Source organism: Kitasatospora sp. MBT66, from assembly GCF_000710405.2.
GTDB classification, from domain to species: domain Bacteria; phylum Actinomycetota; class Actinomycetes; order Streptomycetales; family Streptomycetaceae; genus Kitasatospora; species Kitasatospora purpeofusca.
In genome coordinates, this window is the sequence record NZ_JAIY01000006.1 from 474,858 (window position 1) to 499,327 (window position 24,470).

Consider the following 24,470-nt stretch of genomic DNA (forward strand, 5'->3'; position numbering starts at 1 on the left):
CCTGGAGGCCCTGGTGGTGCTCCTGGCCGTCGGCGGGCTGGTCGCGCTGCGTACCCGCGGTGCCTACGCGGGCACCGGCACGGACCCCCAACTCGCCCTCGCACCGGTCCTGCTGGCGCTGGTCACGGTGGGGATCCTGCTCCGGCTGCTGCCCCTACTGGTGCGCCGGGCGACCCGCTCGGCGCGGCGCTCGCGCGGCCTGGTCCCGCTGGTGGCGCTCGCCCGGGCCGGGGCGCAGAGCGGCGCGGCCGCGCTCTCCCTGCTGGTCCTGGTCCTGGCCATGGGCTACGGGGTCTACGGGGGGCTGATACCGCGCACCCTCGCGGACGGGCAGGCGCAGATCGCCGAGTGGCGCACCGGCGGGGCGCCCGTCGCCCTGGTCGGGCCGAGGGACCGGCTGTCCGGCGACCTGCCGCCGCTCCCCGCCGTGGGGCACCGGGTGGCGGTCACCGGCGCGAGCGGGGAACTCACCGCGCAGGACGACGGCACCACCTTCCCGGGCGCCCGGTTCGTCGGGCTGGACGCCGCCGCACTGGGCGCCGCCGATCCGTCCTCCCCCGTGGCCCGTGCCCTGCTGGCCGCCGACGGGGTCGACGCGGCGGTCGGGCGGACCGGCGCCGGCGGTGACGTCCCCGTGCTCACCGCGCTGGCCGACCCCGGGCTCGCCGCCCGGTTCCCCGACGGCACCTTCGAGCTGACCGCGCTGGGGACGGGCCGCGCCCTGGTCCACGTGGTCGGCGCGCTGCCCGAGGAGGCGCTGCGCGACCCGGTCCTCGGGCCGGTGCTCGGCGGCGGTCCCCGGTCCGGCGCCCTGCTGGTGTTCACCGGCCCGTCCGCGGAGCGCCTGCCCGTCCAGAAGAACCACGCGTCCGCCCTCCTGCTCTACCCGGCCGCCGGCGGACCGCCGCTGGACCCGGCCGCGGTGAGGGCCGCCGCCGGCGTGCAGCTCGCTCCCACCGGCCTGCCCGGACCGCAGGTCGAACTCCGCGACCGGGACGAGGAGCTCGGCGCGCTGCGGTCGGACGGGCTGGCACGCTCGGCCCGGCTCGCCTTCGGGGCCACCACCGCGCTCGGCCTGCTGCTCGCGCTCGGCACGTTCGCCCTGGACCTGCTGCTCAACGCCACCGAACGCGCCCGGACGACGTCCTACCTGCGGACCCTGGGGATCGGCAGCCGGGCGGTGCTCGGCCTGCAACTGCTCCAGCAGCTGCCGCTGGTGCTGGCGGCGGCGGTCGGCGGCACCTCGCTCGGCCTGCTGCTGCCCGCCGCGCTCGGTCCCGGCCTGCGGCTGGGCGCACTCACCGGCGGGCCGTTCGAGCCCGCCGTACACATCGACTGGACGATCACCGCGGGCCTCGGCGTCGCGCTGGTCGTGCTGATGACGGCGGCCGCCGTCCTGGAGGCGGCGATCAGCCGCCGGCGCGGACTGGGCGCCGTACTGCGACTCGGGGAGGCACTGTGACCGTCCGACCGACCGAACGACCCGCGGCCGGGACCGGAGGACCCGGGTCCGGTCCCGACCGGCTGCCCGCGTCCGGCGCAGACCGGCCGATGGTGGCGTGCCACAGCCTGGTGCGGATCTATCGCACCGGCACCCGCGCCCGTGACGGGGTCGAGGTGCAGGCCCTGCAGGGGCTCGACCTGACCGTGCGGGATGGCGAGCTGACGGCCCTGGTCGGCGCCTCCGGTTCCGGCAAGTCCACCCTGCTCGGCATCCTGGCCGGCCTGGACACCCCCAGCGCCGGCACCGTCGAGGTGGCCGGCACCGACCTGGGCGGGCTCAAGCGCCGCGAGCGGATCGCCTACCGGCGCCGGACCGTCGGGGTGATCCAGCAGCAGACCGCGCGCAACCTGCTGCCCTACCTGACGGCACGCGAGAACGTGCAGCTGCCGATGGGCTACATCGGCGTGCCGCGCCGCGCACGCGCCGCCCGGGCGACGGAACTGCTCGACCTGATGGGCATCGCCCCGGCCGCCGACCGCACCCCCGCCGGGCTCTCCGGCGGCGAGCAGCAGCGGGTGGCGATCGCCGTCGCCCTGGCCAACGAACCCCGGCTGCTGCTCGCGGACGAACCCACCGGCGAGCTGGACACGGCCACCTCGGAGGAGATCTTCGGCGCCCTGCGCACCGCCAACACCGAGCTGGGCACCACCGTGCTGATCGTCACCCACGACGCCCTGGTGGCCGACCAGGTCCGCCGCACGGTGCGGATCCGCGACGGGCGCACCTCCACCGAGGTGCTGCGCCACACCGCCGACACCGGCCCGGACGGTGCGCCCACCGCCCAGGAGTACACCGTGCTGGACCGCGTCGGCCGGCTCCAACTGCCGCGCGAGTTCACCGAGTCGCTGGGCCTGGCACACCGCGTGCGGCTGGTCCTGGAGCGGGACCACGTCTCCGTGTGGCCCGACCTCGGCCACCCGCCGGCGGGCACCGGGGGTGGCACCGACGGAGTCGAGGGCGAGGAGGGGCGCGCACGGAGCTGAGGCCGGGGCCGAGTCGGGCTGTTCCGGCCCGGACACGGACACGCTCCGGGCGCTACGGCCGAGGCCTGCGGCGCTGGGCGGGCCAGGCGCCGGGCCCGCCCAGCGGTTCGTCCTACGGGCGGGGCGAGGGGCAGTCGGTGTCCTGGGCGGGGAGGACGCCGTCGAGGAGGTAGCGGTCGACGGCGGCGTCCACGCAGGTGTCGCGGGGGGCGAACAGGCCCGCGTAGACGGTGTGGCGGAAGGCCCCGCGCAGGGTCACCAGCCGGGAGCCGGTCAGGGCACGGTGGGCGGAGAGCTGGCCGGGATAGGTGGCGGCCGGGTCTCCGTCGGCGCCGACCAGCAGGACCGGGACGGCGTTGCGCACCCGGGTGGGCGCTTCCGCGGGCTCGGCGGGCCAGAAGGTACAGGGGGTGAGGTTGCGGGTGAGCGGGCCGAACAGCGGCTCGTCGGCACGGTGGGCCTGGATGTCGCGGTAGTAGGCCAGCTGATCGCGGGAGGCCGCGCGGTCCGCACACATGACCGCGGTCTGCGCGGCGGCGTAGCCTCCGGTGTCGGGCGAGGTCAGGCCGGCCAGGACCGCCTCCAGCAGGGGGGTCGGGCCGGCGGGCCGGCCCTCGGCCGCGTCGAGCAGGACGCTCGCCAGGGCGGAGAAGTCCTCGTAGGTGTTGTCGTCGTCGCCGGCCGACACCGTCCACAGCACCTGCGGCAGCGTCCGGGCGTCGACGCGGTGGGCGCCGACCGTCAGCGGGGCGCGTTCGGCGGCCAGGCGCACGCGCTCCACGGAGGCCAGCACCTCGGCGGTGGTCGTGCCCAGGTGGTGACGCTCGTCGCGGCCGGCCGCCCAGGCGGCCCAGGCCGTGAGCGCGGCCGCCATCGCGGGCCCCTGGGTGGCGGTCAGGTCCGGGCCGAAGCGGTCCGGGTCCATGGCGGCGTCGAACACCGCCCGCCCCACCCGGTCGGGGAACAGCTGGAGGTAGACCTCGCCGAGGTAACTCCCGTAGGAGGAGCCGAGGTAGGCGACCCTCGGCTCGCCGAGGACGGCGCGCACCAGGTCCAGGTCCCGGGCGGTGTTCCGGGTGGAGGCGTGCGGCAGCAGGGCCCGGTACGGAGCGCAGCGGGTCGCGAGGTCCTTGGCGATCTCGGCGGACCGGTCGAAGCCGAGGCGGTCCGGACCGGCGGCGCCGGGACCGGCCGTCGGCCAGCCGCAGTCGAGAGGGGTACTGGCGCCGACGAAGCGCGGGTCCGTACCGACGATGTCGTAGCGGGCGCCGAGGGCGGGGGCGGCCTGCCGCAGGGCCAGGGCGAGAGAGCGGGCGGGGACGCCGGGGCCGCCGGGGTTGTAGAACAGGGTGCCCAGCCGGTGGGCAGGGTCGGTGGCCGGCAGCCGGGCCAGGGCGATCCGGAGGGTCGGTCCCCCGGGGCGGCGGTAGTCGAGGGGGACGGTGACCTCGGTGCAGCCGGCGCCGGCGGCGTCGAGCTCGGCGCCGGCGGTGTCGTCCGGGCCGCTCGCGCACGGGTGCCAGAGCGGGCGCTGGCCTCGCAGCGCGGCGAGCGGATCGGCGGTGGCGGCAACCGTGGCGGCCGATGCGGTCGCGCCCAGTGCCGGTGCGACCGACCCGCCGAGAAGGGTCGTGGCCAGCACCGCCACAGCGGCGGCCGACCTGGCGGCGCGAATCACGATGTCTCCCCAGGGTGCTTCGGTGGACCGTCGGGGCGACCGTAGGCGCCCCGGGCGGCCGGGCGCGTCCACCGCCGGTACCGGACTCCCCCGCCGAAGTGCCGCTCCGGGTCTGCTACTTCAGGACCACCCGGAGCAGCGAGGGCGCCCGGGCCGGGCCGGCGGCGACTGCGGAGCGGCGCCCGCTGCGCCGAGGGTGGTTGCCGCCGGAGTGCCGGGCCTGCCCGGCGGGTACCACTACGGCAGCCCGGCCGGTCGGCCCGTGCCGGCGACAGGTGGGGACGGACGTGGTCAGACGCATCGTCGGTGTCTTTCTGGGGCTGGTGCTGGCCGGGATCGGTACGTTCCTTCTCGTCCGGGTCGGCACGCTCTGGTCCTACCTCGCCGCCCAGCCGTGCTACCTGGCGGCGGTGTTCTGCGGCGCCGCGCCGTTCTTCGAGGACGCGGACGGTCCGGGCGGCGGCGACGGTGGGGTGGGGATCGGTCTGTAGCCGGCTGCCGGGCACCCTCAGGACACCCCGTCCGGGCCGGCTGCCCCGCAGGTCCGGCCCCCCAGCGGCGGGCCGCTGCATCCGGCGGGCGAGGCTTGCGCCGCAGGGTGGACATGACGGAGGATCACCCGACCTGCCATGATCGACTTCTGGTCGCCCGTGGCACTCGGCCTGTTTCTCTTCCCACGGGGGTACCGATGACCACGCACGCGGACGGCAAGCACGACGACGGTGTCGAGGAGGGCGGGCGTCGGCCCGGCCGCCGGGCGCTGCTCGCTGGCATGACCGGGGCGGGGGCGCTCGCGGGCAGCATCGCGCTGGGCACCCGCGGCGCCTCGGCGGCGAGTGCCGCGGCCACCGCCGGCCCGGCGGACTACGTGGTCGACGTCGTCGCCAAGGGCGCCGACCCGACCGGCCGCACGCCCAGCGACGACGCGTTCCGCAGGGCCGCCCTGGAACTGCTCGGGGGCGCTCCGAAGACCGGCTACACCCCCAAGAAGGTGCTGCTCGTCCCGCCGGGCACCTACCTGCTGACCCAGCCCGACTCGCTGCTGCCCATCACCCACGGCACCGACAACCCGGGCGTGATCGACGGCATCTCCATCAGCGGGTACGGCAAGCGGCTCTCGCGCATCGTCTACGCGCCGGCCACCCCCGACACGGTCTTCTGGACCAACGACGGCCGCTACAAGAACATCCGCCTCAGCGGCCTGACCTTCGAGGGCCGCGACGCCACCGCCACCTTCAACCTCGCGCTCTCCGGCGTGGGCAAGGGCGTCCAGGACACCTGGTACACCGACGTCGAGTGGCACGGCACCTGGAAGGCCGGCATCGTCCTGGACGGACCGGCCGGCACCTCCAACCTCAACAGCGAGATGGGCTGGGACCACTGTCAGATCAGCGGCTCCTACGCCGACGCCTTCCTGGTGATGGGTGGCAAGCCCACCGAGAACCAGCAGGACCAGTTCCTGAACTACTGGTTCCGTGACTGCAAGGTCGAGTTCCAGTCCGGCATCTTCGTGCGCAACGAGCGCGGCGGGTCGATGAACTTCATCGGCGGTTCGTACATCATCGTGGACGAGAACTCGACCGGCACCTTCTTCAAGCTCAACGCCAACAGCCCGCGCAACGACTCCGTGATGCGGCTGTACGCGCAGGGCATCCGCTTCGAGGTCCGCGGCAAGGACCACAAGGTGATCGACTCGGCCTGGTACAAGGGCACCATCACGTTCGTCTCCTGCGACGACACCGCGAACTCCTTCAAGGCGTTCGCCACCGACGCCACCGCGCACGTCTACCGCTTCAACGCCGTCAACCCCTCGCGCGGGCCGATGATCCGCTACCAGGACTGCGCGCTGCTCGGCTCCCACCACGTGACGACGTCCACCGCCACCACCGCCGGCAAGCTGCTCTACGACGGCTGCCGCTTCGCCGACGCTTCGACCGCCGCCACCGCCCTGCGCTGGAGCGGGCCCTCCCCCTGGTACGAGTTCCGCGACTGCCTCGGCGAGGGCGTCCGCATCCCCGACACCAAGGCCCCGTGACCGTATCTCCCGGACCCCGTCGGCGCGGCGGCGGGCGGAGCGGCCGACACCGCTTCCGACCCGCCGCACCGCCGCCCCGTCGGACGGGTCTCGCCGAAACATGCGTCACATCCCGTCGTATCCGATAGACATGGCCTGTCCGAGGCGATCGAGTCGGCGTGACGACACGTCCGACCGCCTTCCCGAGTCCGAGGGAACTCCCGTGGCCGACACCAGCACCCCGCCCACCGAGCCGCTGCACTACGCGGTGGACCTCACCCCGGCCGATGTCCGGGCCATCCATGCCTTCCTCCGCGAGCAGATCCTTCCGATGGAAGGGGACGGCGCGTTCGGCAGCGCGGAGCAGCGCGCCGCGCGGGCGCTGTCCAGTCTCGTGCGCACCGCGACCGCCCGTGCCGAGGCGACGCTCCAGCGTCTGATCGAGAACCCCGACGACCGGCACCGGACGGACAATCTCAACAACCTCCGCCAGAGCTGGCAGTCCCTGGTGGAGGCCGCCGAGGAGTGGGCCGACACGCCCGGTTTCGACCGCCGCCGCTGGCGCGAGGTCGACGCAGACCCCGCCGCCGCGGCTCTGCGCCACCGGCTGGTCGCCAAGCAGCGGGCCGAATCCTCCGCCGACGCGAAGGCCTGACCCGCCGCCGCCGTGCCGCCCCCGCCCCTCCCCCGGCCGAACGGGGGCGGCACAGGGCGGTGGACGGGCCCCGCCGGGAGACCGGGAGGGACCGCGGCAGCGCCGGACGGCTCGGACACCCTGGGCCGCCCCGTGGCGCGGGGCCGCCCCGGGAGCACCGGGGAGCAGGAACTATCGTGGGCGGACTCGAACAAGGAGCCGCACCATGGCCGCCGCCCGCCCCCGCATCCTTTTCGTCTCCGACCTCGCCTACCCCGCCCGCGGACGGCGGTACTGCGACGAGGACATCCTGCTGACCTCGCGGCTGCGGGCGGAGTTCGACCTCGCGGTGTGCCACCCCCTGGACGCGGCCGCGCTGATGGACGGCTTCGACGCCGTCGTGGTGCGCAACAGCGGCCCGGTCCTGCACTACCAGCGGGCGTACGACGCGTTCCGGGCGCAGGCCCTCGCCCGCGGCACCCGGGTCTACAACCCGCTCACCGGGCGCGGCGACATGGCCGGCAAGCAGTACCTGACCGAGCTGACCGCCGCCGGGTACCCGGTGATCCCGACCGTCGACCGCGCCGAGGACCTGGCGCGGCTTCCCGAGACCGCGCAGTACGCGGTGAAGCCGAAGGCGGGCGCCGACTCCATCGGCCTGGTCTTCCTGGACCGGGCCGGGCTCGACGGCGTGGACCTCGGCGGGATGCTGGTCCAGCCCCGGATCGACTTCCGCCACGAGGTGTCGTTCTACTACGTGGACGACACCTTCCAGTACGCCCTGTACGCACCTGATCCCGAGCGCCGCTGGGAGCTGGAGCCGTACCGCGCGAGCGCCGACGACCTCGCGTTCGCGGACCGGTTCGTGCGGTGGAACACCCTCGACCACGGCATCCAGCGCGTCGACGCCTGCCGCACCCGCGCGGGCGAGCTGCTGCTGGTCGAGCTGGAGGACCTCAACCCGTACCTCTCACTGGAACTGCTGGACAGCACGGAACAGGACGCCTTCGTGCACGCGATGGCCGGCTCGCTGCACCGGTACCTGGCCACCGACTCCGCCTGACCGGGCCGGACGAGAAGCCCGGGTGACAATGCGCCGCCCCGTCCGCCATGATCATCCGGCGCACTGCCGAGCACGCGGGGGGAAGTCCTGTGGTCGCCGATTCCGTACCGATGTCCGTTCACCATGACGACGCGTCGGGGCTGTGGACCCTGACGGCTCCTCCCCGGACGCTGGGTGCCCCGGTCGTGCTCGCCGACCGGGTCTGTCTCCCGGTCGACGGCCGGGTCACCGCGCTCGACCGCAGCACGGGACGGGTGCTCTGGCAGACCCCGCACCGGGTCGAGTTCCACAGCGACTTCGTGAGCGCCGTCTTCGCGGCCGGCGAGCACCTCGTGGTGCCCAGCTCCTGTACCTACATGACCAAGGGCGACATGATCTCGTTGGCCGTGCTGAGCACCGCGACCGGAGATCCGAGCTGGTCCCGGGAAGCCGAGTTGATCTCCGGCTTCGCGGCCCACGACCGGACGCTGGTGTTCTGGCGGCTCGACGCGGAGGAGCGGGGGAGGATCACCGCGGTGGACCTCTCCACCGGCGGCCTGCGCTGGCGGCACGATCTCGACGCGCTCAACGCGGTACTGCTCGCCGGCGACCGGGTCGTCGCCTCCTCGGCGGCCGGAGGAAGGCGGGAGGTGCTCGGCTACGACCTGGGGAGCGGCGAGCAGCTGTGGCGGACCGAGGCGCACGGACTGCCGGAGTCGCTACGACTCTCGGGCAAGGACCCCTCGGCCGAGCCGGTCGCCCTGGCCTGGAACTGGCTCGGCAGCCATCTGCGGTGGTTCTCCCCCGCCACCGGCGGGAAACTCGGCTCGCTCCGGCCCCGTCCCGGGATCAGCTTCTACGGCAGTGACGACCCGCTGACGCGCGCCGACGGCGAGAGCCTGTGGCTCACGACCAACGACAGACGCCGTATCGACCTCCTGCGTCCGTTCGCCGCCCGGCCGCGCACCCGGACCTTCACCCCGCTGCCCCGCCGGCTGGCCTACAGCTCTCCCGAACTCGTCGAGGCGGCCGGCCGGCTCTACGCGCTGGCCCGCCCCGCCTTCGAGCACGAGGAGGCCCCCTGGGAGGAGCGGCGCGGCACCCTGGTGGTCACGGCACGGGTGGACCGTCCCGGTCGCTACCGCCGGCTCACTCCCGTGCGCTGGCCCGGAGCGGTCCCGCGCAGCGAACGGCACATCATGTGGGCGGACCTGGCCGCGGGACGCAACCATGTCTACGTCCAGGGCTGGCACCGCGACGGGACGGGCCGGACCCTCGCGGTCCGCGGCAACCGGGTGCTCTGGCAGCGCGAGGGCAGATCGTCCGTAGCGGTACCGCTCGACGACCGGGTTCTGCTCGTCGAGCAGGGTGCCGAGCGCGACCACCTGTACCTGGTCGACGGCGAGACGGGCGCCTTCGCCGATCCTGCCGTCGAACGGACCTGACGGCCCGCCCACGGCCTGGAGGCCGGGCGGCCGGCCACCGACCGGAACCGTGTTCCGACCCACCTGCCGGGCCGGGACGTCCCGCGGGATCCGGCGGCGCGGCTGCGGTCAGCCGGTGACGGTCCAGGTGTCGGTACCGCTGATCCGGCTCAGGCCGGTGGTGGAGCAGGCCGTCAGGTCGAGGTCGGCGAAGGTGATGGTCCGGGTCACGGAGCTCCCGGCCGAGGTGCCCGCGGGGTGGTGCCGACGCAGTTGACGAGGGTGGTGGCGGACGCGGGCGCCACCACCGCCACCACCGCGCCACAGGCGAGCGCGGTCGCGCAGACGGCCGCCGGGATCTTCTTCGTGCCCGTGTTTCCTCCGGGAAGTGGACGGTGCATCGGTTCTGCCTGCGTACGGCCGTGCGGGTCTCGGAGGCGGGGGAACGCTACAGCGGCGAAGGCACGCAGCAGGGTCCGGTGCGATGACGGTGGAGTGCCCCGGCGAGCGGGTCGGGGGCGACGGTCGGGGTTCGCCCTGGTCCGGGGCCGGGGCGGCCCGGAAGCGCGGCCACCAGAGCCTCCCTGATGCCGGCGCACAACCCGTGGGTGGGCCGGAGCCCGCCGTAGCCGGCCAGGACGAGGGCACCGACGTCCTCGTGCCCGACCAGCCCGGAGGCCCGCTCCCGCCACCGCCGGGCCTCCCGCTGCTCGCCGCGGCCCTCGCAGTGCAGGGCGAGCGCGTGGACCGCCGGGACGCAACCCGCTCCGGCGGCGAGCTGCCACCACGTCCGCGGGGCGTCCGCCAGCGACCGGCGCGGCGCCGGACCGAGGCCGACCCCGGAGAGCGCCAAGTGGCAGAGCGCGCCGAGGACGAGCGCACCGTGCGGCTCGATCGCCGGAGCTCCGCCGAGCCCGGCGATCCAGTCCGGCGCCCGGGTGTCCTCCACCACGAGATGGCAGAGCGCCAGCAGTTCGAACCTGGCACGGTCCAGGGCCACCGCCCCCGACACCGCCCCTGCGGCGGTCCGTCCCGGAAGCGCGCCGCGCTCCGCGAGGCGGGCCGCGACCCTGGCCGGCGCGCCGTCCAGACCGGCGGACGCCCGGCTCCGGCCCGGGGGCTCCGGCAACCGGGCGCCGGCGAGCGGTGCCCAGATCCGCCGGGCGGCGGCGTCGGGGCCGGCGTCGGGTGTCCGCCGGTCGGCATCGGCACGGGTGTCCCCGTCAGCGCGGATCTCGATCACTGCTCCTCCGCCGTTCCTGCGGTCCGTTCGTCCAGCCCCAGCGCCGTGGCCAGCCGGCGTCGGGCGTCGCGGCGCAGGCTGTAGAGCCCGCTCCTGGTGACGCCCATGATCCGCGCGGCGGTCACGATCGGGTAGCCGAGCACGTAGGTCAGCACCACCGCGTCGTGCTGGCGCTCCGGCAGTTCGGCGATCGCGGCGAACAGGCCGATCCCGCTCTCCAGGGCCCGGAACGCCTCGCGGGCACCGTCCATGGCGAACGCGAAGGCGGCGGAGGTGAAGGCCGACGGCCGGTTCCGGCGCAGCAGCGCCGCGTCGACGGTCGACCGGAGCACGCCCCAGCAGAACTCGCCGAGGTTCTCCTGGCGCAGGACCAGCTCCCAGTTGGCGGCGAGGTCCGCGAAGACGTCGTCGACCAGGTCGTCGGCGGCGTCCGCGTCACCGAGGTGCAGCCGGGCGTACTCCCAGTACGCCTCGCCGTGCATCACCATCAGGGCGACCAGGTCGTCGGGCAGTGTGGTGTCCGGGCCGGGGTGCCCGGTTCCGGCCCGGGGCGTCGGCCCGGGACGGTCATCGTGGGGATCGACGCCTGCCCCCGGGGCCTCCTCGTGCGCGCCCGTGCGACCGCCGCCGTCGATGCCGACCATGTGTCGTCCGCCCTCCCGCTCCGGCCCCCGTACCGTCGGTCGGTGGGGAATCGCGGAGCCCGCTCGGAACCAGGAAATCGGCGGCGCGGTCCGGTTCTGCGGGGCAGGCCCCGATCGATCGAATCCGTCGGAGAAATACGCGCTCCTGACCGGATCGGGAGCGCGAGGCACCTCACCTTGATCGTCTGCGGGCCGGACCGGGCAGGGCAGGGCGAGACGGGGCAGGGCGAGCGGGGCAGGGCGAGCGGGGCGGGGCGGTGCAGGGCGGGCGGGGCGAGGGCAGGTCACGCCGGGTCGGGCGCCGCTCAGGACGGCTCCCGCACACCGACCACGGCCTTCTCCCGGGCGTGTGCGGGCAGGCCGTTGGCGAGGTCCTCGACCAGCAGCCGCCAGGCGATCGCCTCGGCCGCGGTCCGCAGCTGCGGGCTGCGGGGCCGCCCGGCGTCGGCCTCGAGGCGGTCGTTGAGCCAGTCGGACCAGGCGCGGGCGAGCGCGCGCACCTCGTGCGTGCCGGTGGTGGTGAGGGCCAGCCGGTCGCCGTCGCGGGTGAGGTGCCCTTCGCCGGCCATGCGGTCGAACACCGGCTCCAGGACCTCCGGCGGGACGCGCTTGCGGGCGCCGATCAGCGCCAGCGACGCCTGGCCGACCGCCTTGGTGTGTCCGGCGACCTCCATCAGCGCCCAGGCGCCGGCGAGGTCGACCCGGGTGTCGGCGCCGTCGACGATGGAACGGACCGTGTCGAGGTCGGCCCCGCGCACGATCCGGCCGACCGCCGACTCCAGCTGCTGGTCCGAGTCGCCGCTGGTCGGCTGGGCGAACCCCTCGCCGAGGTCCGTGGAGCCCGCCCGGGCGGTGTCCCGCAGTTGCACCTGCTTGAGGAACAGCGCGACCACGAAGCCCAGCAGGGCCACCGGCACGGTCCACAGGAACACGGTGTGCAGGGCGTCCGCGTAGCCCTGCACGATCGGCGCCGCCTGGTCGGCGGGCAGGCCGTGCAGGCCCTGCGGGCTCGCGGCCGCCCGGGTGAGCGCCACGGGGTCGGCGCCGGTCGTCCGGGCGGACTCGGCCACTCCCTGGGCCAGCTCGGTCCTGAGGCTGTTGGCGTAGACGGTCCCGAACACGGCGGTGCCGAAGGAGCTGCCGATGGTGCGGAAGAAGGTCACCCCGGAGGTCGCGGTGCCGAGGTCCGCGTAGTCGACGGTGTTCTGCACGGCGATGGTGAGCACCTGCATGCTCAGCCCGATGCCGACGCCGAGGACGAACATGTAGCAGGAGGCGAGCACGGTACCGGTGCCCGGCTCCAGGCGGGACAGCAGGTAGAGGCCCAGGGCCATCACCAGGGTCCCGGCGATCGGGAAGAGCCGGTACTTCCCGGTCTTGCTGACGATGTTGCCGCTCGCGACGGAGGCGAGCAGCAGGCCGATCACCATCGGCAGCATCCGTACGCCGGAGACGGTCGCCGAGTCCCCGTCGACGTACTGCAGGAAGGTCGGCAGGAAGGTCAGCGCGCCGAGCATCGCGAAGCCGACGATGAAGCTGAGGACGGAGCAGACCGCGAACACCGGGGTTCGGAAGAGCCGCATCGGCAGCATCGGCTGAACGGCCCGGGTCTCCGCCCAGCAGAACAGGCCGAGGGCCACGGCGCCGCCGACGAACAGGCCGATGATCACCCCGGAGGTCCAGGGGTACTCGTTGCCGCCCCAGCTGGTCGCCAGGATCACCGCGCTCGCGCCGACCGTGACCAGGGCGATGCCCAGGTAGTCGACGACCGGCCGGACGGCCGCCCGCACCGAGGGGATGGTCCGGGCGGCGGCGGCCACCACCACGACGGCGATCGGCACGTTGACGTAGAAGGCCCAGCGCCAGGACAGGTGGTCGGTGAACAGCCCGCCGAGCAGCGGCCCGATCACCGTCGCCACGCCGAACACCGCGCCGATCGCGCCCTGGTACTTGCCCCGCTCGCGCAACGGGATGACGTCGGCGATCAGCGCCATCGCCGTCACCATCAGGCCGCCCGCTCCGATCCCCTGGAGCGCGCGCCAGGCGATCAGCAGCGTCATGTTCGTCGCCAGGCCGCAGAGGAACGAGCCGGTGATGAACACGATCGCGGAGATCTGGAACAGCACCTTGCGCCCGTAGAGGTCGCCGAACTTGCCGGCCAGCACGGTGGCCACCGTCTCGGCGAGCAGGTAGGACGTGACCACCCAGGACATGTGCGCCGCGCCGCCGAGGTCCGACACGATGGTGGGCAGGGCGGTGCCGACGATGGTCTGGTCCAGCGCGGCCAGCAGCATGCCGAGCACGATGGTGGCGAAGACGACGTTCCGCTGCCGGACATCCAGCACCGGCGGGGCGGACGGCGGGTTCTCGGTGTCGACGGTCATGCGGACAGCCTCGCCGCAAGCCCGCGGGCCCCGCGATCGGGCTCCGTCGTCCGGGTGAACGGGGCGGCTCGGCGGGGCCGGCCGGCTCGACCGGTGGGGGCGGTGCGGCCGGTGCAGCCGGTGCAGCCGGGAGGGCTGGTGCGGCCGGGTGGCTCCTTTGGGATCCACCCGGGCGACCGGCCCGCCGCACCTCAGGCGGTCGTCCCGAGGGTCTCGTCGAGCCAGTCGTAGATCCGGGCCTGGGTCAGACGCATCGCACCGGGGTGGCAGTGCGCGCCGGCGCCCTCCTCGGCGGTGAACAGCATCAGGGTCCGGGGGCAGGCCAGGTGGTCGTAGAGCTGTTCGGGCTGGCCCTTGAAGAACATGTCCTGCTCGGCATCGCAGACCAGGGTGGGGCACTGGATCCGTTCGGCGATGCCCCCGGCGAGGGTGTAGTCGAGGTAGGAGGCATTGAAGGCCCGGGGTGTGTCGACGCCCATGACGTACATGCCGTGGTTGATCGCCCAGCGGGCGATCGGGTCCTTGGCCATGATCTCTTCGAGGGCCGCGTCGAGCTCCGGGGCGGAGGGCGCGCGCAGGAGCCGCTCGGCCTCCTCCCGGGTGCCGGGGATGTTGCGCACCGAGGTCTCGCCGAGGTCGTAGAGGCCGTCCACGGCGACCAGCGCGGCCAGGCGGTGCTCGAACGCGGCGGCCCTGGGGGCGAGGACGCCGCCCATGCTGATGCCCAGGAGCGCGATGCGGCTGTTGTCGACGTCCGGGAGCTTCTCGGCGAAGTCCACGACCGGGGTGACGACGTTCTCCCAGTCGGGGCGGAACACCAGGCCCTCGTGGTGGCGCGGTCCGGGCATGCCGGGGCCGTCGAAGACCAGCACGGTGTAGCCGCGCTCGACGCCGGCCATCGCCCCGAAGAAGTGCAGCTCCTCGGCGGTGCCGTCGAAGCCGTTGTGCATGATCAGCGTCGGGCGCGGGGTCCCGGAGTCGTCGACGCGGTAGAGGTAGCCCGGCAGGGTGGTGCCCTCGTACGGGATCTCGACCGGCTCGATGATCGGGGTGAACAGCGCGGCCGCCGACCGGAAGCAGTCCACGCTGCGGTCGTAGGCGTGGTCGTGACGCGGGTCGCAGGGGTGGCCGTGCAGGAAGAACTCGGCCGACCGGTAGTAGTTCGACGCCCGCAGGAACCCGTCCCGCGCGCTCACCCGGTGACCGGCCGCCAGCGCCTTCTCGGCCTGGCCGGACACCCGGTCGGCGGTGGCCAGCCACTCGGTGTACCAGCTGGCGTAGTCGCCCTCGACGATGCGCTCCGCGGTGGAGACGACCTCGCCGAAGTCGGCCCCGCCGTAGGCGATGTGGCTCATCGAGCGCAGGGTCTCGTACCAGAACTGGACGTTGTTCGGGAACAGCAGCTGCTTCATCGCGCACTCCTCAGGACTGTTAAGCACGGATCTGTGCTTGCGATGAAGACTGTAGACCTTCCCGATGCCCGAAGCAAACATCTGTGCTTACGATGTGCGGGTGACTTCGAAGCAACCGACCACACGCATCCGCAAGAGCCCCGAACAGGTCCGCGCGGCCGTCCACCAGGCAGTCGTCGACCTGCTGGCCGACCCGGAGGGCGAAGACCTCAACATCCCCGCGATCGCGCAACGCGCCGGCGTCAACCACACCAGCATCTACCGGCGCTGGGGCAGCCTCGACACCCTTCTGGCCGACGTGGTCACCACCCGCCTCGAACGCGACTCGCCGCTGAACGACACCGGCTCCCTGCGCGGCGACCTCCTCGCCTGGGCCGGAACCAGCGTCGCGAGCATCCGCACAGCCGAAGGGCGCGCCCTTGTACGCGCCGTCATCCTGTCCATGCCGAACAACCCGCAGACCCAGGACGAGCGCGCCCAGCACTTCCGACGCCGCCTGCACTCCATCGAACAGATCCGCCAGCGCGCCACGGCCCGGGGCGAGAACCCGCCGCCCCTGGAACAGATCCTCGACCAACTCGTCGCACCGTTCTACCTCCGCGCGATCTTCGGCATCGACCCGCCGACCACCGGCTACCCCGAGCTCCTCGTCGACCGGCTGCTCGGCAGCGGAGGTGCGGATTCCGCCGTCGACTGACGCGCCGCACGCGCGCCGGAGCCGTTGCCGCCGGGCCCCGCGCCGGGGCGGGGGCCGGGCACCGGGAGCGGCTGACGGACCGGCGGAAACGCCCGTGCGGCGCTCCCTGCGCTCAGCCGCCGGGCAGCCCGGCGATCTGCTGCGCGAGTCGGGCGGCCTGCGCGTCCCGCTCGGCCTTTAGCGCCGCGAACGCCTGCGGCTGCCGGGCGATCGCGGCCTTCTGGTAGTCGGCTTCGACGGCGAACCAGATCCCGACCGGATTGGTGCGCGCCTTGCACTCCACATCGGTCTGCGCCATGCGGATCTCCGCGGCGTCCGGCTCGGGTGCCTTCACGGACGGCAGATCCGCTCCGGCCTCCACCGGGTTCGGCGCGGTGAACCCGGCGGCACGCAGGCAGTCCGACCAGCGTCCGAAGACCTCCTTCACCCGCGGATCGGCCATCGAGCGGGAGAAGCTGTCGGCCTTGGTCTGCCCGGCGAGCTGGGACGCGCCACCTCCCGGGCCCTGTCCGCCGGGCTGCAGCGACCCGAGATCGGCGTTCACCTTGCCCTGACAGCCCCCGGCCGGCACCGCCTGGCCGTTCGAGCTGGTCAGTGGCTTGCCGGCGGCGTCCCGGCCGAACAGCAGAGCGTTCTCCGCCGGGGAGAGCGTGGCCCGCGGAGTGGCGGTGTCGCGTTTGGGCAGGTGGTAGCCCCAGGTGCTGACGCTCACCGGATCGGTCAGGCCGTAGCGACGGAACAGGAGGAAGTCGGAGGCCGAGACGACCGGAGCCGGCGCGATCGGCAGGTCGAAGCCGTACTCCTTCATGCAGATGGCGACCTTCTTGGTGTTCAGCCACTTCAGCTCGGCCGACTGCTGGGGCGTCAGCATGTACTCCGCGATCGGCAGCTGGAGTTCGCCCACCTGCGAGGGCTCGGGCGTGGGGATCGCCACCACCGCGGGCGGGGGCGCCGGGGCGGACGGCGGCGCGGCGGACGACGGCACGGCGGACGGCGGCACGGCCTGCCCGGAGGAGCAGCCGGTCACCGCCAGGGCGATCAGCGCCGGCGCCAGGAGTCGCCGTCGGCGGACTCTCGCTGCGGCAGTCACGGCTGTTCTCCTTCGGTTTCGCGGCGCGGATCGTCAGACGGTGGGACAGAAGGCGCAGCGCAACACCTTCCACACCGCTCCCAAGGACACCGGCCCCAACAAGCAGTTCACCAGCCTCCGCCGACGCACCCGCTCGTCCGGCCGTGCGCCGGGTCACCGCACGACGGCGGGGGCGAGTGCGGCGGCGGCGAGCAGGGCCGGGGTGCCGGTTCCGTCGGCGAGGACGGTCCACAGGTCGCTGCCGTCGTCGCCCGGGAGGGCGTAGGCGAGGGTGCGGTCGTCGAGCCACAGGGCCTGGTCGTCGACGGTGCGCTGCTCAGCGGTCGCGGTCTCGGTCATGGTCGCCAGGTCGAGGACGTACAGCCGCCAGGGGGCGTCCGCGGAGGCGCCGGGCACGCGCTTCTTGTAGGCGATCCGGGTGCCGTCCGGCGAGAGGGACGGGCACTCGACGTTCTGGTGCAGGGTGGTGAGGGTGCGGGCGGCGAGGTCGCCGCGGACCAGGTGGGTCTGGCCGCCGGTGGCGACGGTGGCGTAGAAGGTGTTGTCGTCGGCGAAGGTCACGCCCCAGACGTTGATGTCCGGCGCCCGGTACGGCTTGCCGTCCTTGACCACGTCGAACTCCTCCAGGTTCTCCCGGAGGTTCCAGTCGCGGACGTCGACGATCGAGGTGCGGGTGGAGAAGTCGGTGCCCGCGTAGGAGTCGCCGCTGACGAAGACGGTCCAGGCGGCGAGGTGGCCGGAGGGCGAGACCCGGGAGCGGGTGGGGATGCCGGCGGCCGGGAAGGAGCGCAGTTCGCGCAGGTGGTCGTCGAGGACGACGGCCCGGTAGGTGTCCTGGAGGGCGCCCCGGTCGGCCCGCAGGCAGATGCCGGTGCCGGCGGCGGCGTAGAAGCGCAGGCACTGGACGCCGGAGGAGGTGCGCGGGCCGTCGGGGTGCCCGGCGGGGACGGTGACGACCTCGTCGCGGTGCGGGCCCCAGGCCATGTTGCGGAAGACCAGCTGCCGGGCGGCCGGGTCCTTGAGGGTGACCTCGCCCCGGGTGACGACCGGGCCGCCGGCCTGGGGGCGGTCGCGTTCGGCGGAGCGGTCGGAGGCCCACAGCACGGCGCCGGTGCCGACGGCGCCGAGCAGGACGACGGCGACCAGCAGGATCAGCACCCGGGTGCGGTTCGGGAGGGTGGCGGTGGTCACGAGGGCACCTCGGAGTCGTCGGTCGTGGGGGCGGACTCGCCGGGAGCCGCGACGGGAGCGGCGGCGGCGGGCCCGCGCAGGACGAACGCCGCGCCGGTGACGCAGCCGGCCAGCGCCAGCGCCGACCAGGTCAGCGCGGTGGTGCCGCCGACCGCGCTCCACAGCGCGCCGAACGCCAGCGAACAGGCGAACCGGGCCAGCGCCTGCCCGGTGCCGACCAGGGCGAGGCCGGCGCCGCGCCGCTCGGCGGGGACGGTGTCGGCCGCGGCGGCGGCGAGCACGCCGTCCGTGGCGGCGTAGAAGGAGCCGTGCAGCAGCAGGACGCAGACCACGGCGGCCGGGCCGTCCAGCGGCGACAGCAGCAGGCCGTAGGCGAGCAGCAGGACGCCGTGCCCGGCCAGGAACAGCCGGCGGCGGCCGATCCGGTCGGCGAGCGCGCCGAGCGGCACGGCGAGCAGCAGGAAGGCGCCCGCAGTGCCGAGCGGCAGCAGCGGGAAGTACTCGACGGAGAGGCCGAGCCGGCGCTGCACCAGCAGGTAGAGGAAGGAGTCGCTGACGGTGGTGAGGCCGAGCAGCACCGCGCACACGGTGAGCCGGCGCAGGCCGGGGATGCGCAGCAACGCGAGCCCGTCCCGCAGCCGGGGGCGGGCGTCGGACGCTGCGGCGCCGGAGGACGGTTCGGCGCCGGAGGACGGTTCTGCGCCCGAGGACGGTTCGGCGCCGTCGAGCCGGTTCGGCACGAACAGCAGCAGCACGAGGACGCCGAGCACCGCGACGCACCCGCTGACCGCGAACACCGCGTGGTAGCCCTGCTGCTGGCCGCCGTCGGCGAGCATCGGGCCGCCGGCCAGCCGCAGCACGAGGAAGGCGGTGAGCGGGCCGAGCAGCGCGCCCGCGGTGTCCATCGCCCGGTGGACGCCGAACGCCCGGCCGCGGTGGGCCGGTTCGGTGGCGAGCGAGATCATCGCGTCGCGCGGGGCGGTGCGCAGGCCCTTGCCGGTGCGGTCGACGGCGATCACGGCGCCGATCAGCGGCACGGTGTGGACGAGCAGCAGCAGCGGCTTGCAGAGCGCGGACAGTCCGTAGCCGACGGCGGCGACGGCCTTGTGCCGGGACGCCCCGTCGCGCCCCCGGCGGTCGGCGAGGTGGCCGCCGAGCAGGCGGACGACGGCGCTGAAGCCGTTCTGGATGCCGTCGAGCAGGCCGAAGCCGAGCGGGGACAGGCCGAGGCCGGTGAGCAGGTAGAGCGGCAGGACGGCGCTGACCATCTCGGACGAGACGTCGGTGACCAGGCTGACCACGCCCAGGGCCACCACGGTGCCGGGGACGGCCGCCCGGGCGACGGTGCGGCGGCCGTCGCCGGTGCTGCCGTCCACGGTCCCGGGTCCGTCGCCGGGGCCGTCGGCGGCCTCCCGCCGCCCCGGCCGGGTCTCGGCCGGGGCGACGGGGGCCTTGGAGCTGCGGGAGTCCGCGACGTACACGGGCGTCAGTTCCAGATGCCGGTGACGGTGGCGGCGGTGGCGGCGTTGCCCGCGTGGCTGGTCAGGCCGGCGAGGTCCTCCAGGGTGCGCAGCACGTTGTAGTGGTTGTAGGTGGTGGCGGTGGTGGAGCCCGGGGTGACGTGGGCGCCGTAGAAGACGGTGGGGATGCGGTTGCCGGCGAGGCGGTTGTCCTCGTCGAAGGTGACGACCAGGAGGCTGTTGTTGGCCTTGGCCCAGGTGGCGTAGGCGCCCAGCTTGTTCTTGATCCAGGTGTCACCGGTGCCGACCGAGCAGTCGTGCATGTCGTTGCACAGGTCCGGGACGACGAAGGAGACCTTCGGCAGGGTCGCGTAGTTCGTCGGGAACTGGGTCATGGTGTACGCGGTGTTGGTCGGCACGTTGGAGAAGCCGAACCACGGGTTGTGCTTCTGCGCGTACTTGCCGCTGGAACACACGGTCGAGCCCTGGCTCGGCAGGCCCTCGTTGTAGCTGCCCCAGGTCTTGCCGGCGGCGATCAGCTCGGAGGCGAGGTTCGGCTTGTTGATCGAGCCGACGGAGACGCAGCTGTCGTCGGTGCGGCCCTGGTTGGAGCCGGAGAACAGCTGGTAGTAGTTGGGCTCGCTGGGGTGGGTGAGCCCGAACGACTGGGTGAGGGTGGCGCCGCCGGCGGCGAGGGTGTTGTTGATGTACGGCGCGCTGGAGCTGCCGATGACCTGGGTGTAGGCGTGGTTCTCCAGGACGACGACGACCACGTGGTCGGGCGCCGGCAGGGCGGCGGCCGAGGCGGTGGTGCCGGTGGCGGCCCAGAGGCCGAGCGAGCCGGCGACGAGGCCGAGCCCGGCGGCCGAGGCGGTCAGCGTGCGGCGGCGGGGGCGGCTCGGGGCGGCACCCCCGGCGCTCGGGATGGTGGCGCTCATGTCAACAGGGTCCGGAGTTTCGGGCATGGTGTCCTCCGTGCGTCGGGATCGGCGGCGGGCAGGGCAGGCTTTCCCGGCCGCCGGGAACTGCCGGGTGGGAGAGGCCGCCGGTCGGGGCACCGGCGGTTTCGGAGCGCCGCAAACAGTAGGAGCGGCCCGGTGGCGCGGGCCTCGGGCCGGAGGTGAAGAACTGGCGAACAGGGATCGGTGGCCGAGCTTCGCCGCCGGACGGAGGCGGGGGAACGTCACATTCGGCCCGATTGACCCGTCCGTCGCGGGCGTGGTGGGATTTCCGGCGGCCCCGACGCCCGGTATCGCCCTGACCTGCGGCATTCCGCCCGACCGGCGACCGACGGATTTCGGCCGCCCCCGGTGGCCGCCGGGCCGGGCCGTCCGGCGCGCGGCCCTCGGGCAGGTGTCGGGCGGGTGACGTGGAGGAGCGGGACGTGAGCGGACGGTGAGTACGGCGTGAGGAATCCGGACGGGGACGGGCGGCTCTTCGTCGGCGAGGGCCTCGTCGTCGGTGTCGGCGTGCGCGCGACCGCCACCGGGACGGAGCTGCTGGAGCTGGTCCGGCGCACCCTCGCCGGGGCCGGACTGCCCGCCGACGCCGTCCGCGCGCTCGCGACCCTCACCGGCAAGGGCGGCCACCCCGCCGTCCGGGCGGCCGCGCAGGCGCTCGGCGTCCCCGTGGCCGAGTACCCGGCCGGGGCGCTGGCCGCCGTCCGGGTGCCGAACCCGTCCGGCACCGTCGGCGCGGCGGTCGGGACGCTCAGCGTGGCCGAGGCGGCGGCGCTGGCGGCGACGGGCGGCGGCGAACTCCTCGTCCCCAAACGGAAGACCGCGTCCGCGACGGCCGCCGTCGCCCGCACCCCCCACCACCGGAACGCAGGAGAGCGCCCGTGACCCCTCACTCCCCCGCCGGACCCTCCGAACCCGGCGCGCACGAGCCGGACCTGCGCCACCACGGGGACGCCGAGGTCCGCGCCGACGGCGCCGACCTGGTCGACCTCGCCGTCAACGTCCGCACCGGCACGCCCCCGGACTGGCTGCGGGCACGCCTCGCCGCCACCCTCGCCGACCTCGCCGCGTACCCCGACGGCACCGCCGCCCGCGCCGCCGTCGCCGCCCGGCACGGCCGCCCGGTGGAGGAGGTGCTGCTCACCTCCGGCGCCGCCGAGGCGTTCGTCCTGCTCGCCCGCGTACTGACGCCACGTCACATCACGGTGGTGCACCCCCAGTTCACCGAGCCCGAGGCCGCCCTGCGGGACGCCGGACACCCGGTGCACCGCGCCCTGCTCTCCCCCGCCGAGGGCTTCCGGCTGACCGCCGGCGCCGTCCCGGAGGAGTCCGACCTGGTGGTGCTCGGCAACCCCACCAACCCCACCTCCGTCCTCCACCCGGCCGCCGCCGTCGCCGCCCTGGCCCGGCCCGGCCGCACCCTGGTGATCGACGAGGCGTTCATGGACACCGTGCCCGGGGAGAGCGAATCCCTGGCCTCCGCACGGGAGTTGCCGGGCCGGGTGGTGGTCCTGCGCAGCCTCACCAAGACCTGGGGCCTGGCCGGGCTGCGGATCGGCTACGTACTCGGCCCGGCCCCGCTGATCGCCCGGCTCGGCGCCGCCCAGCCGCTCTGGCCGGTGTCCACCCCGGCCCTGGTCGCCGCCGAGGCCTGCTCGGCCCCGGCCGCGCTCGACGAGGCCGAACGCGCCGCCCACGAGCTCGGGCTCCGGCGCGACCACCTGCTGAAGGGCCTGGCCGCCCTCCCCGAGGTCCGGGTGCACGGCGAACCGGCGGCGTCCTTCGTGCTGGTCGAGTTGCCCGGCGCGGCGGCCGTGCGCGACCGGCTGCGCGAACGCGGCTTCGCGGTCCGCCGGGGCGACACCTTCCCCGGCCTCGGCCCGGACTGGCTGCGCATCGCCGTCCGGGACGAGGGCACCACGGACGCGTTCCTCGCCGCGCTCGCCGAGGCCCTGGGTTAGCGGGAGGCGGGCCGGCCGAGGGCGGCGGACGTCTCGACGGGCCCCGACACCGACCCCGTCACCGATCCCGTCACCGACCCCGTCACCGATCCCGTGACCGGATCCGGGGCCGGACCCGGGACGGTGAGCGTCGGCGTGCCCGAGGGCGTCGTCACCATCACCGTGATCGGCGTCGAACGCCCGCCCGACCCGCCGTCCCCCGAGGTCAGGAGCACCACCGCCAGGGTCGCCCCGGCCATCCCGACCACGGCCCAGCGCGCCCACCGCGCCGCCCGTCCGGCCGCGCTCCCGTCCGCGCCCTCGCCGCGCTCGCCGTCCTCGCCCTCGCTGTGCACGCCCTTGCTGTACACGCCCTTGCTGTGCACGCCCTTGCCCGCCGTGTCCTCGAACTGCCGGTGCCCGCCGCCCATCCCGGTCGCCTCCCCGGACTCGGTTCTGGTACTCATGGGACCTCCTGGAGCCGCAACCGGTTCCGCCTTCCCGGGAAACCCCTCAGGAAACCGGCCCGACCCGGTCCCCGACCCGCACCCGCCCGGGCCGCAGCACCTTGGCGTACACCCCCAGACAGGGCAACGCCGACATGCCCGGCAGCGGCACCACCCGGTTGCGCTCCGCGAGCACCCGCAGCGCCGCCGCCGAGCGCGGCAGCCCCGGCCCGTGCGCGAGGGTGGGCACGGCGCAGCGCGGCGTCGCGGCCAGGACGTGCAGGCGCAGCTCCGGCCCGACCGCCAACTCCCCCTCCACCCAGCCGTTCTCGACGAAGCCGGAGACACCACCGGGGGTCCGCAGCACCAGATTGGGGCGGTACCGCCCGGCCGCCGCCGAGGGCGCGTCCGCGGCGGCCAGGGCGGCCGTGGTGAGCAGGTGCAGCGGCGCGAAGTCGAAGAAGGTGCCGGACGGCGCGCCGCGTCCCAACTCGCTGACGGTGAAGCCGACCTCGGCCCGCACGCCGCGCGCCAGCACCTCCTCCGGGACGGACCGTTCGACGCTCGCGCCCGGCGGCGGCACGTCCACCAGCCGGACCTTGCGGCCCAGCCGCTCCGAGAGCCCGCCCTCGTCGACGGCCTCGCCGTCCGGACCGAGGACGGCCACCCGGCCGCCCGGCCCGGTGACCGCCGTGAACCCGAGCACGCCCGCCCACAGCCGCGGGTTCTTGGCGCTCACCACCCGGCCGGTGTCGGCGTCCAGCAGCGCCCACGCGCGGTCGCCGGCGATGCCGCGCTCCGACACCTCCGCCTCGCGGAGCTCCTCACCGAGCATCGACTTCACCGGGTACCGGCACAGCCGCTCCACCGTGGCCACCAGCACCGCGCTCAGTCCCCCAGCTCGGTGCGCGCCCACTCCCGCAGGGTGTCGAAGTCCTCGGCCCGCAGGCCGACCCCGGGGTGGATCCGGAAGGTCGCCGCCGGGCCCGGGTGGTTGGCGGCTATCCACTCGGTGTCCTGCGGGCCCAGCTCGTCGTCCACCCAGACGAAGGGGCGACCGGCCGCCCACTCGACCAGGACCCTGGTCTTCCAGTGCAGGCCGTCCGGGTCCTCGTGGAACATCTTCGGCCAGGCGATGAAGGGGAGTTCGGGCAGTCCGACGAGCGGGCCGATCCAGGTGTTGGCCTCGCCCTTCCAGGCCGTCGCCCAGACCAGTTCGAAGGGCAGGTCGAGCAGCCGGGGGCCGTGGTCGGGGTTGATCCAGAGCCGGATCGGCTCGACCTCCCCGGTCGGCCGGTCGGGGAAGCGCGCCAGCAGGAAGTCCGGGCGGACGTGGTGGGTGCCGTACCCGGCGGGCTGTTCCGGCGGCTGGGCGGCGAACGGGTTCAGCGGGCCGTCGACGTCGAGGAGGAGCAGCGGGAGGGTGGTCATGACGCGAATCGTCCCGCGCGGCGCCCTTCTTGACCATCTTTTTTGCGCCGGGAGGGAGGGTGCGGGGCGGTCCGGAACAGAATCGGGATATTTCCCGAACCGGACCGTGAACGACCCTGGCATACGGTCGTCCTGCGCCGGTGAGCGACACCGGCGGTCACATTCCTGGGGGATCCGCCATGCGCCCGCGCCGTCTCGTTCTCACCGCCGTCGCCGTCGCGGCCCTCGCCGTCACCGCCACCGCCTGCGGGCCGGAGAACAGCGACCCCGCCCCCGCCGCGTCCGGCCCGGCCA

The 24,470-nt window shown here is 74.5% G+C and carries 21 protein-coding genes and 1 pseudogene; 10 read left to right on the forward strand and 12 right to left on the reverse strand.

Translation table 11 applies throughout. The features are described 5' to 3' along the window. Nucleotides 1-1,462, forward strand: a pseudogene (locus BI06_RS50780) (hypothetical protein); the annotation flags it as partial. An 89-nt stretch (nt 1,463-1,551) separates the two neighbouring features. Further along, nucleotides 1,552-2,487: an ABC transporter ATP-binding protein gene (locus BI06_RS14630; protein WP_051741316.1), complete on the forward strand. Its 936-nt coding sequence runs from the start codon at nt 1,552-1,554 to the stop codon at nt 2,485-2,487. A gap of 112 nt (nt 2,488-2,599) precedes the next feature. Here the strand turns inward: BI06_RS14630 and BI06_RS14635 are convergent, their stop codons facing one another. Continuing rightward, nucleotides 2,600-4,165 carry an alpha/beta hydrolase gene (locus BI06_RS14635; RefSeq protein WP_233290157.1) on the reverse strand — a complete coding sequence of 522 codons (1,566 nt, stop codon included), beginning with the start codon at nt 4,163-4,165 and terminating at the stop codon, nt 2,600-2,602. A gap of 287 nt (nt 4,166-4,452) precedes the next feature. Between BI06_RS14635 and BI06_RS14640 the strand changes: the two genes are divergently transcribed. From BI06_RS14640 to BI06_RS14660, 5 genes are all read left to right on the forward strand, one after another. Then, nucleotides 4,453-4,656, forward strand: a complete 204-nt coding sequence (locus tag BI06_RS14640) for a hypothetical protein (RefSeq protein WP_043468497.1) — start codon at nt 4,453-4,455, stop codon at nt 4,654-4,656. Between the two features lie 197 nt (nt 4,657-4,853). Beyond that, the gene (locus BI06_RS14645; protein WP_233290158.1) at nt 4,854-6,200 is read left to right on the forward strand and encodes a hypothetical protein; all 1,347 of its coding nucleotides are present in this window, start codon (nt 4,854-4,856) and stop codon (nt 6,198-6,200) included. Between the two features lie 202 nt (nt 6,201-6,402). Then, nucleotides 6,403-6,834, forward strand: coding sequence for a hypothetical protein (locus tag BI06_RS48040; RefSeq protein WP_030394480.1), 432 nt, complete (start codon nt 6,403-6,405; stop codon nt 6,832-6,834). Nucleotides 6,835-7,039: 205 nt separating this feature from the next. Beyond that, a complete protein-coding gene (locus tag BI06_RS14655; RefSeq protein ID WP_043468501.1) occupies nt 7,040-7,876 on the forward strand; it encodes a hypothetical protein in 837 nt (278 codons plus the stop codon). Nucleotides 7,877-7,986: 110 nt separating this feature from the next. Then, a complete protein-coding gene (locus BI06_RS14660) occupies nt 7,987-9,300 on the forward strand; it encodes a PQQ-binding-like beta-propeller repeat protein (protein ID WP_158516432.1) in 1,314 nt (437 codons plus the stop codon). A gap of 427 nt (nt 9,301-9,727) precedes the next feature. Here BI06_RS14660 and BI06_RS14665 read toward each other — a convergent pair whose 3' ends face one another. The 4 genes from BI06_RS14665 to BI06_RS14680 form a co-directional block, all read right to left on the reverse strand. After that, nucleotides 9,728-10,522 carry a hypothetical protein gene (locus tag BI06_RS14665; RefSeq protein ID WP_030394483.1) on the reverse strand — a complete coding sequence of 265 codons (795 nt, stop codon included), beginning with the start codon at nt 10,520-10,522 and terminating at the stop codon, nt 9,728-9,730. After that, entirely contained in the window at nt 10,519-11,166 is a 648-nt protein-coding gene (locus tag BI06_RS14670) for a sigma factor-like helix-turn-helix DNA-binding protein (RefSeq protein ID WP_051741046.1), read from the reverse strand. Before BI06_RS14670 ends, BI06_RS14665 begins: the two co-directional genes overlap by 4 nt. A gap of 305 nt (nt 11,167-11,471) precedes the next feature. Further along, nucleotides 11,472-13,550, reverse strand: a complete 2,079-nt coding sequence (locus BI06_RS14675) for an MDR family MFS transporter (protein ID WP_043468506.1) — start codon at nt 13,548-13,550, stop codon at nt 11,472-11,474. A 191-nt stretch (nt 13,551-13,741) separates the two neighbouring features. Continuing rightward, nucleotides 13,742-14,962, reverse strand: a complete 1,221-nt coding sequence (locus BI06_RS14680) for a S9 family peptidase (protein WP_043468508.1) — start codon at nt 14,960-14,962, stop codon at nt 13,742-13,744. A 100-nt stretch (nt 14,963-15,062) separates the two neighbouring features. Here BI06_RS14680 and BI06_RS14685 point away from each other — a divergent pair, with 100 nt between their 5' ends. Further along, nucleotides 15,063-15,659, forward strand: coding sequence for a TetR/AcrR family transcriptional regulator (locus BI06_RS14685; RefSeq protein ID WP_051741048.1), 597 nt, complete (start codon nt 15,063-15,065; stop codon nt 15,657-15,659). Between the two features lie 112 nt (nt 15,660-15,771). On the opposite strand, the gene BI06_RS14690 is transcribed toward BI06_RS14685, so the two are convergent. From BI06_RS14690 to BI06_RS14705, 4 genes are all read right to left on the reverse strand, one after another. Next, complete coding sequence (locus BI06_RS14690) at nt 15,772-16,749, reverse strand: hypothetical protein (protein ID WP_051741050.1); 978 nt, start codon at nt 16,747-16,749, stop codon at nt 15,772-15,774. A 153-nt stretch (nt 16,750-16,902) separates the two neighbouring features. Continuing rightward, nucleotides 16,903-17,940, reverse strand: coding sequence for a hypothetical protein (locus BI06_RS14695; protein WP_043468511.1), 1,038 nt, complete (start codon nt 17,938-17,940; stop codon nt 16,903-16,905). Then, nucleotides 17,937-19,421 (reverse strand): MFS transporter, encoded by a 1,485-nt coding sequence (locus BI06_RS14700; protein WP_051741052.1) that lies wholly within the window; start codon nt 19,419-19,421, stop codon nt 17,937-17,939. The genes BI06_RS14695 and BI06_RS14700 overlap by 4 nt, the downstream gene beginning before the upstream one ends. A gap of 5 nt (nt 19,422-19,426) precedes the next feature. Further along, a complete protein-coding gene (locus BI06_RS14705; protein WP_043468512.1) occupies nt 19,427-20,338 on the reverse strand; it encodes an alkaline phosphatase family protein in 912 nt (303 codons plus the stop codon). A gap of 468 nt (nt 20,339-20,806) precedes the next feature. Here BI06_RS14705 and BI06_RS14710 point away from each other — a divergent pair, with 468 nt between their 5' ends. Next, nucleotides 20,807-21,244: a cobalamin biosynthesis protein gene (locus tag BI06_RS14710; protein WP_051741054.1), complete on the forward strand. Its 438-nt coding sequence runs from the start codon at nt 20,807-20,809 to the stop codon at nt 21,242-21,244. Further along, nucleotides 21,241-22,320 (forward strand): Rv2231c family pyridoxal phosphate-dependent protein CobC, encoded by a 1,080-nt coding sequence (gene cobC / locus BI06_RS14715; protein ID WP_051741056.1) that lies wholly within the window; start codon nt 21,241-21,243, stop codon nt 22,318-22,320. Before BI06_RS14710 ends, cobC begins: the two co-directional genes overlap by 4 nt. Here cobC and BI06_RS14720 read toward each other — a convergent pair. Genes BI06_RS14720 through BI06_RS14730 form a run of 3 tightly spaced genes read right to left on the reverse strand, consistent with a single transcriptional unit; the run spans nt 22,317 to nt 24,176 of the window. Then, nucleotides 22,317-22,766 carry a hypothetical protein gene (locus BI06_RS14720; protein WP_043468514.1) on the reverse strand — a complete coding sequence of 150 codons (450 nt, stop codon included), beginning with the start codon at nt 22,764-22,766 and terminating at the stop codon, nt 22,317-22,319. The genes cobC and BI06_RS14720 overlap by 4 nt on opposite strands. A gap of 46 nt (nt 22,767-22,812) precedes the next feature. Next, nucleotides 22,813-23,661 (reverse strand): MOSC N-terminal beta barrel domain-containing protein, encoded by an 849-nt coding sequence (locus BI06_RS14725; RefSeq protein WP_233290159.1) that lies wholly within the window; start codon nt 23,659-23,661, stop codon nt 22,813-22,815. After that, complete coding sequence (locus BI06_RS14730) at nt 23,634-24,176, reverse strand: hypothetical protein (RefSeq protein WP_043468516.1); 543 nt, start codon at nt 24,174-24,176, stop codon at nt 23,634-23,636. Before BI06_RS14730 ends, BI06_RS14725 begins: the two co-directional genes overlap by 28 nt. Nucleotides 24,177-24,470: the final 294 nt, after the last annotated feature.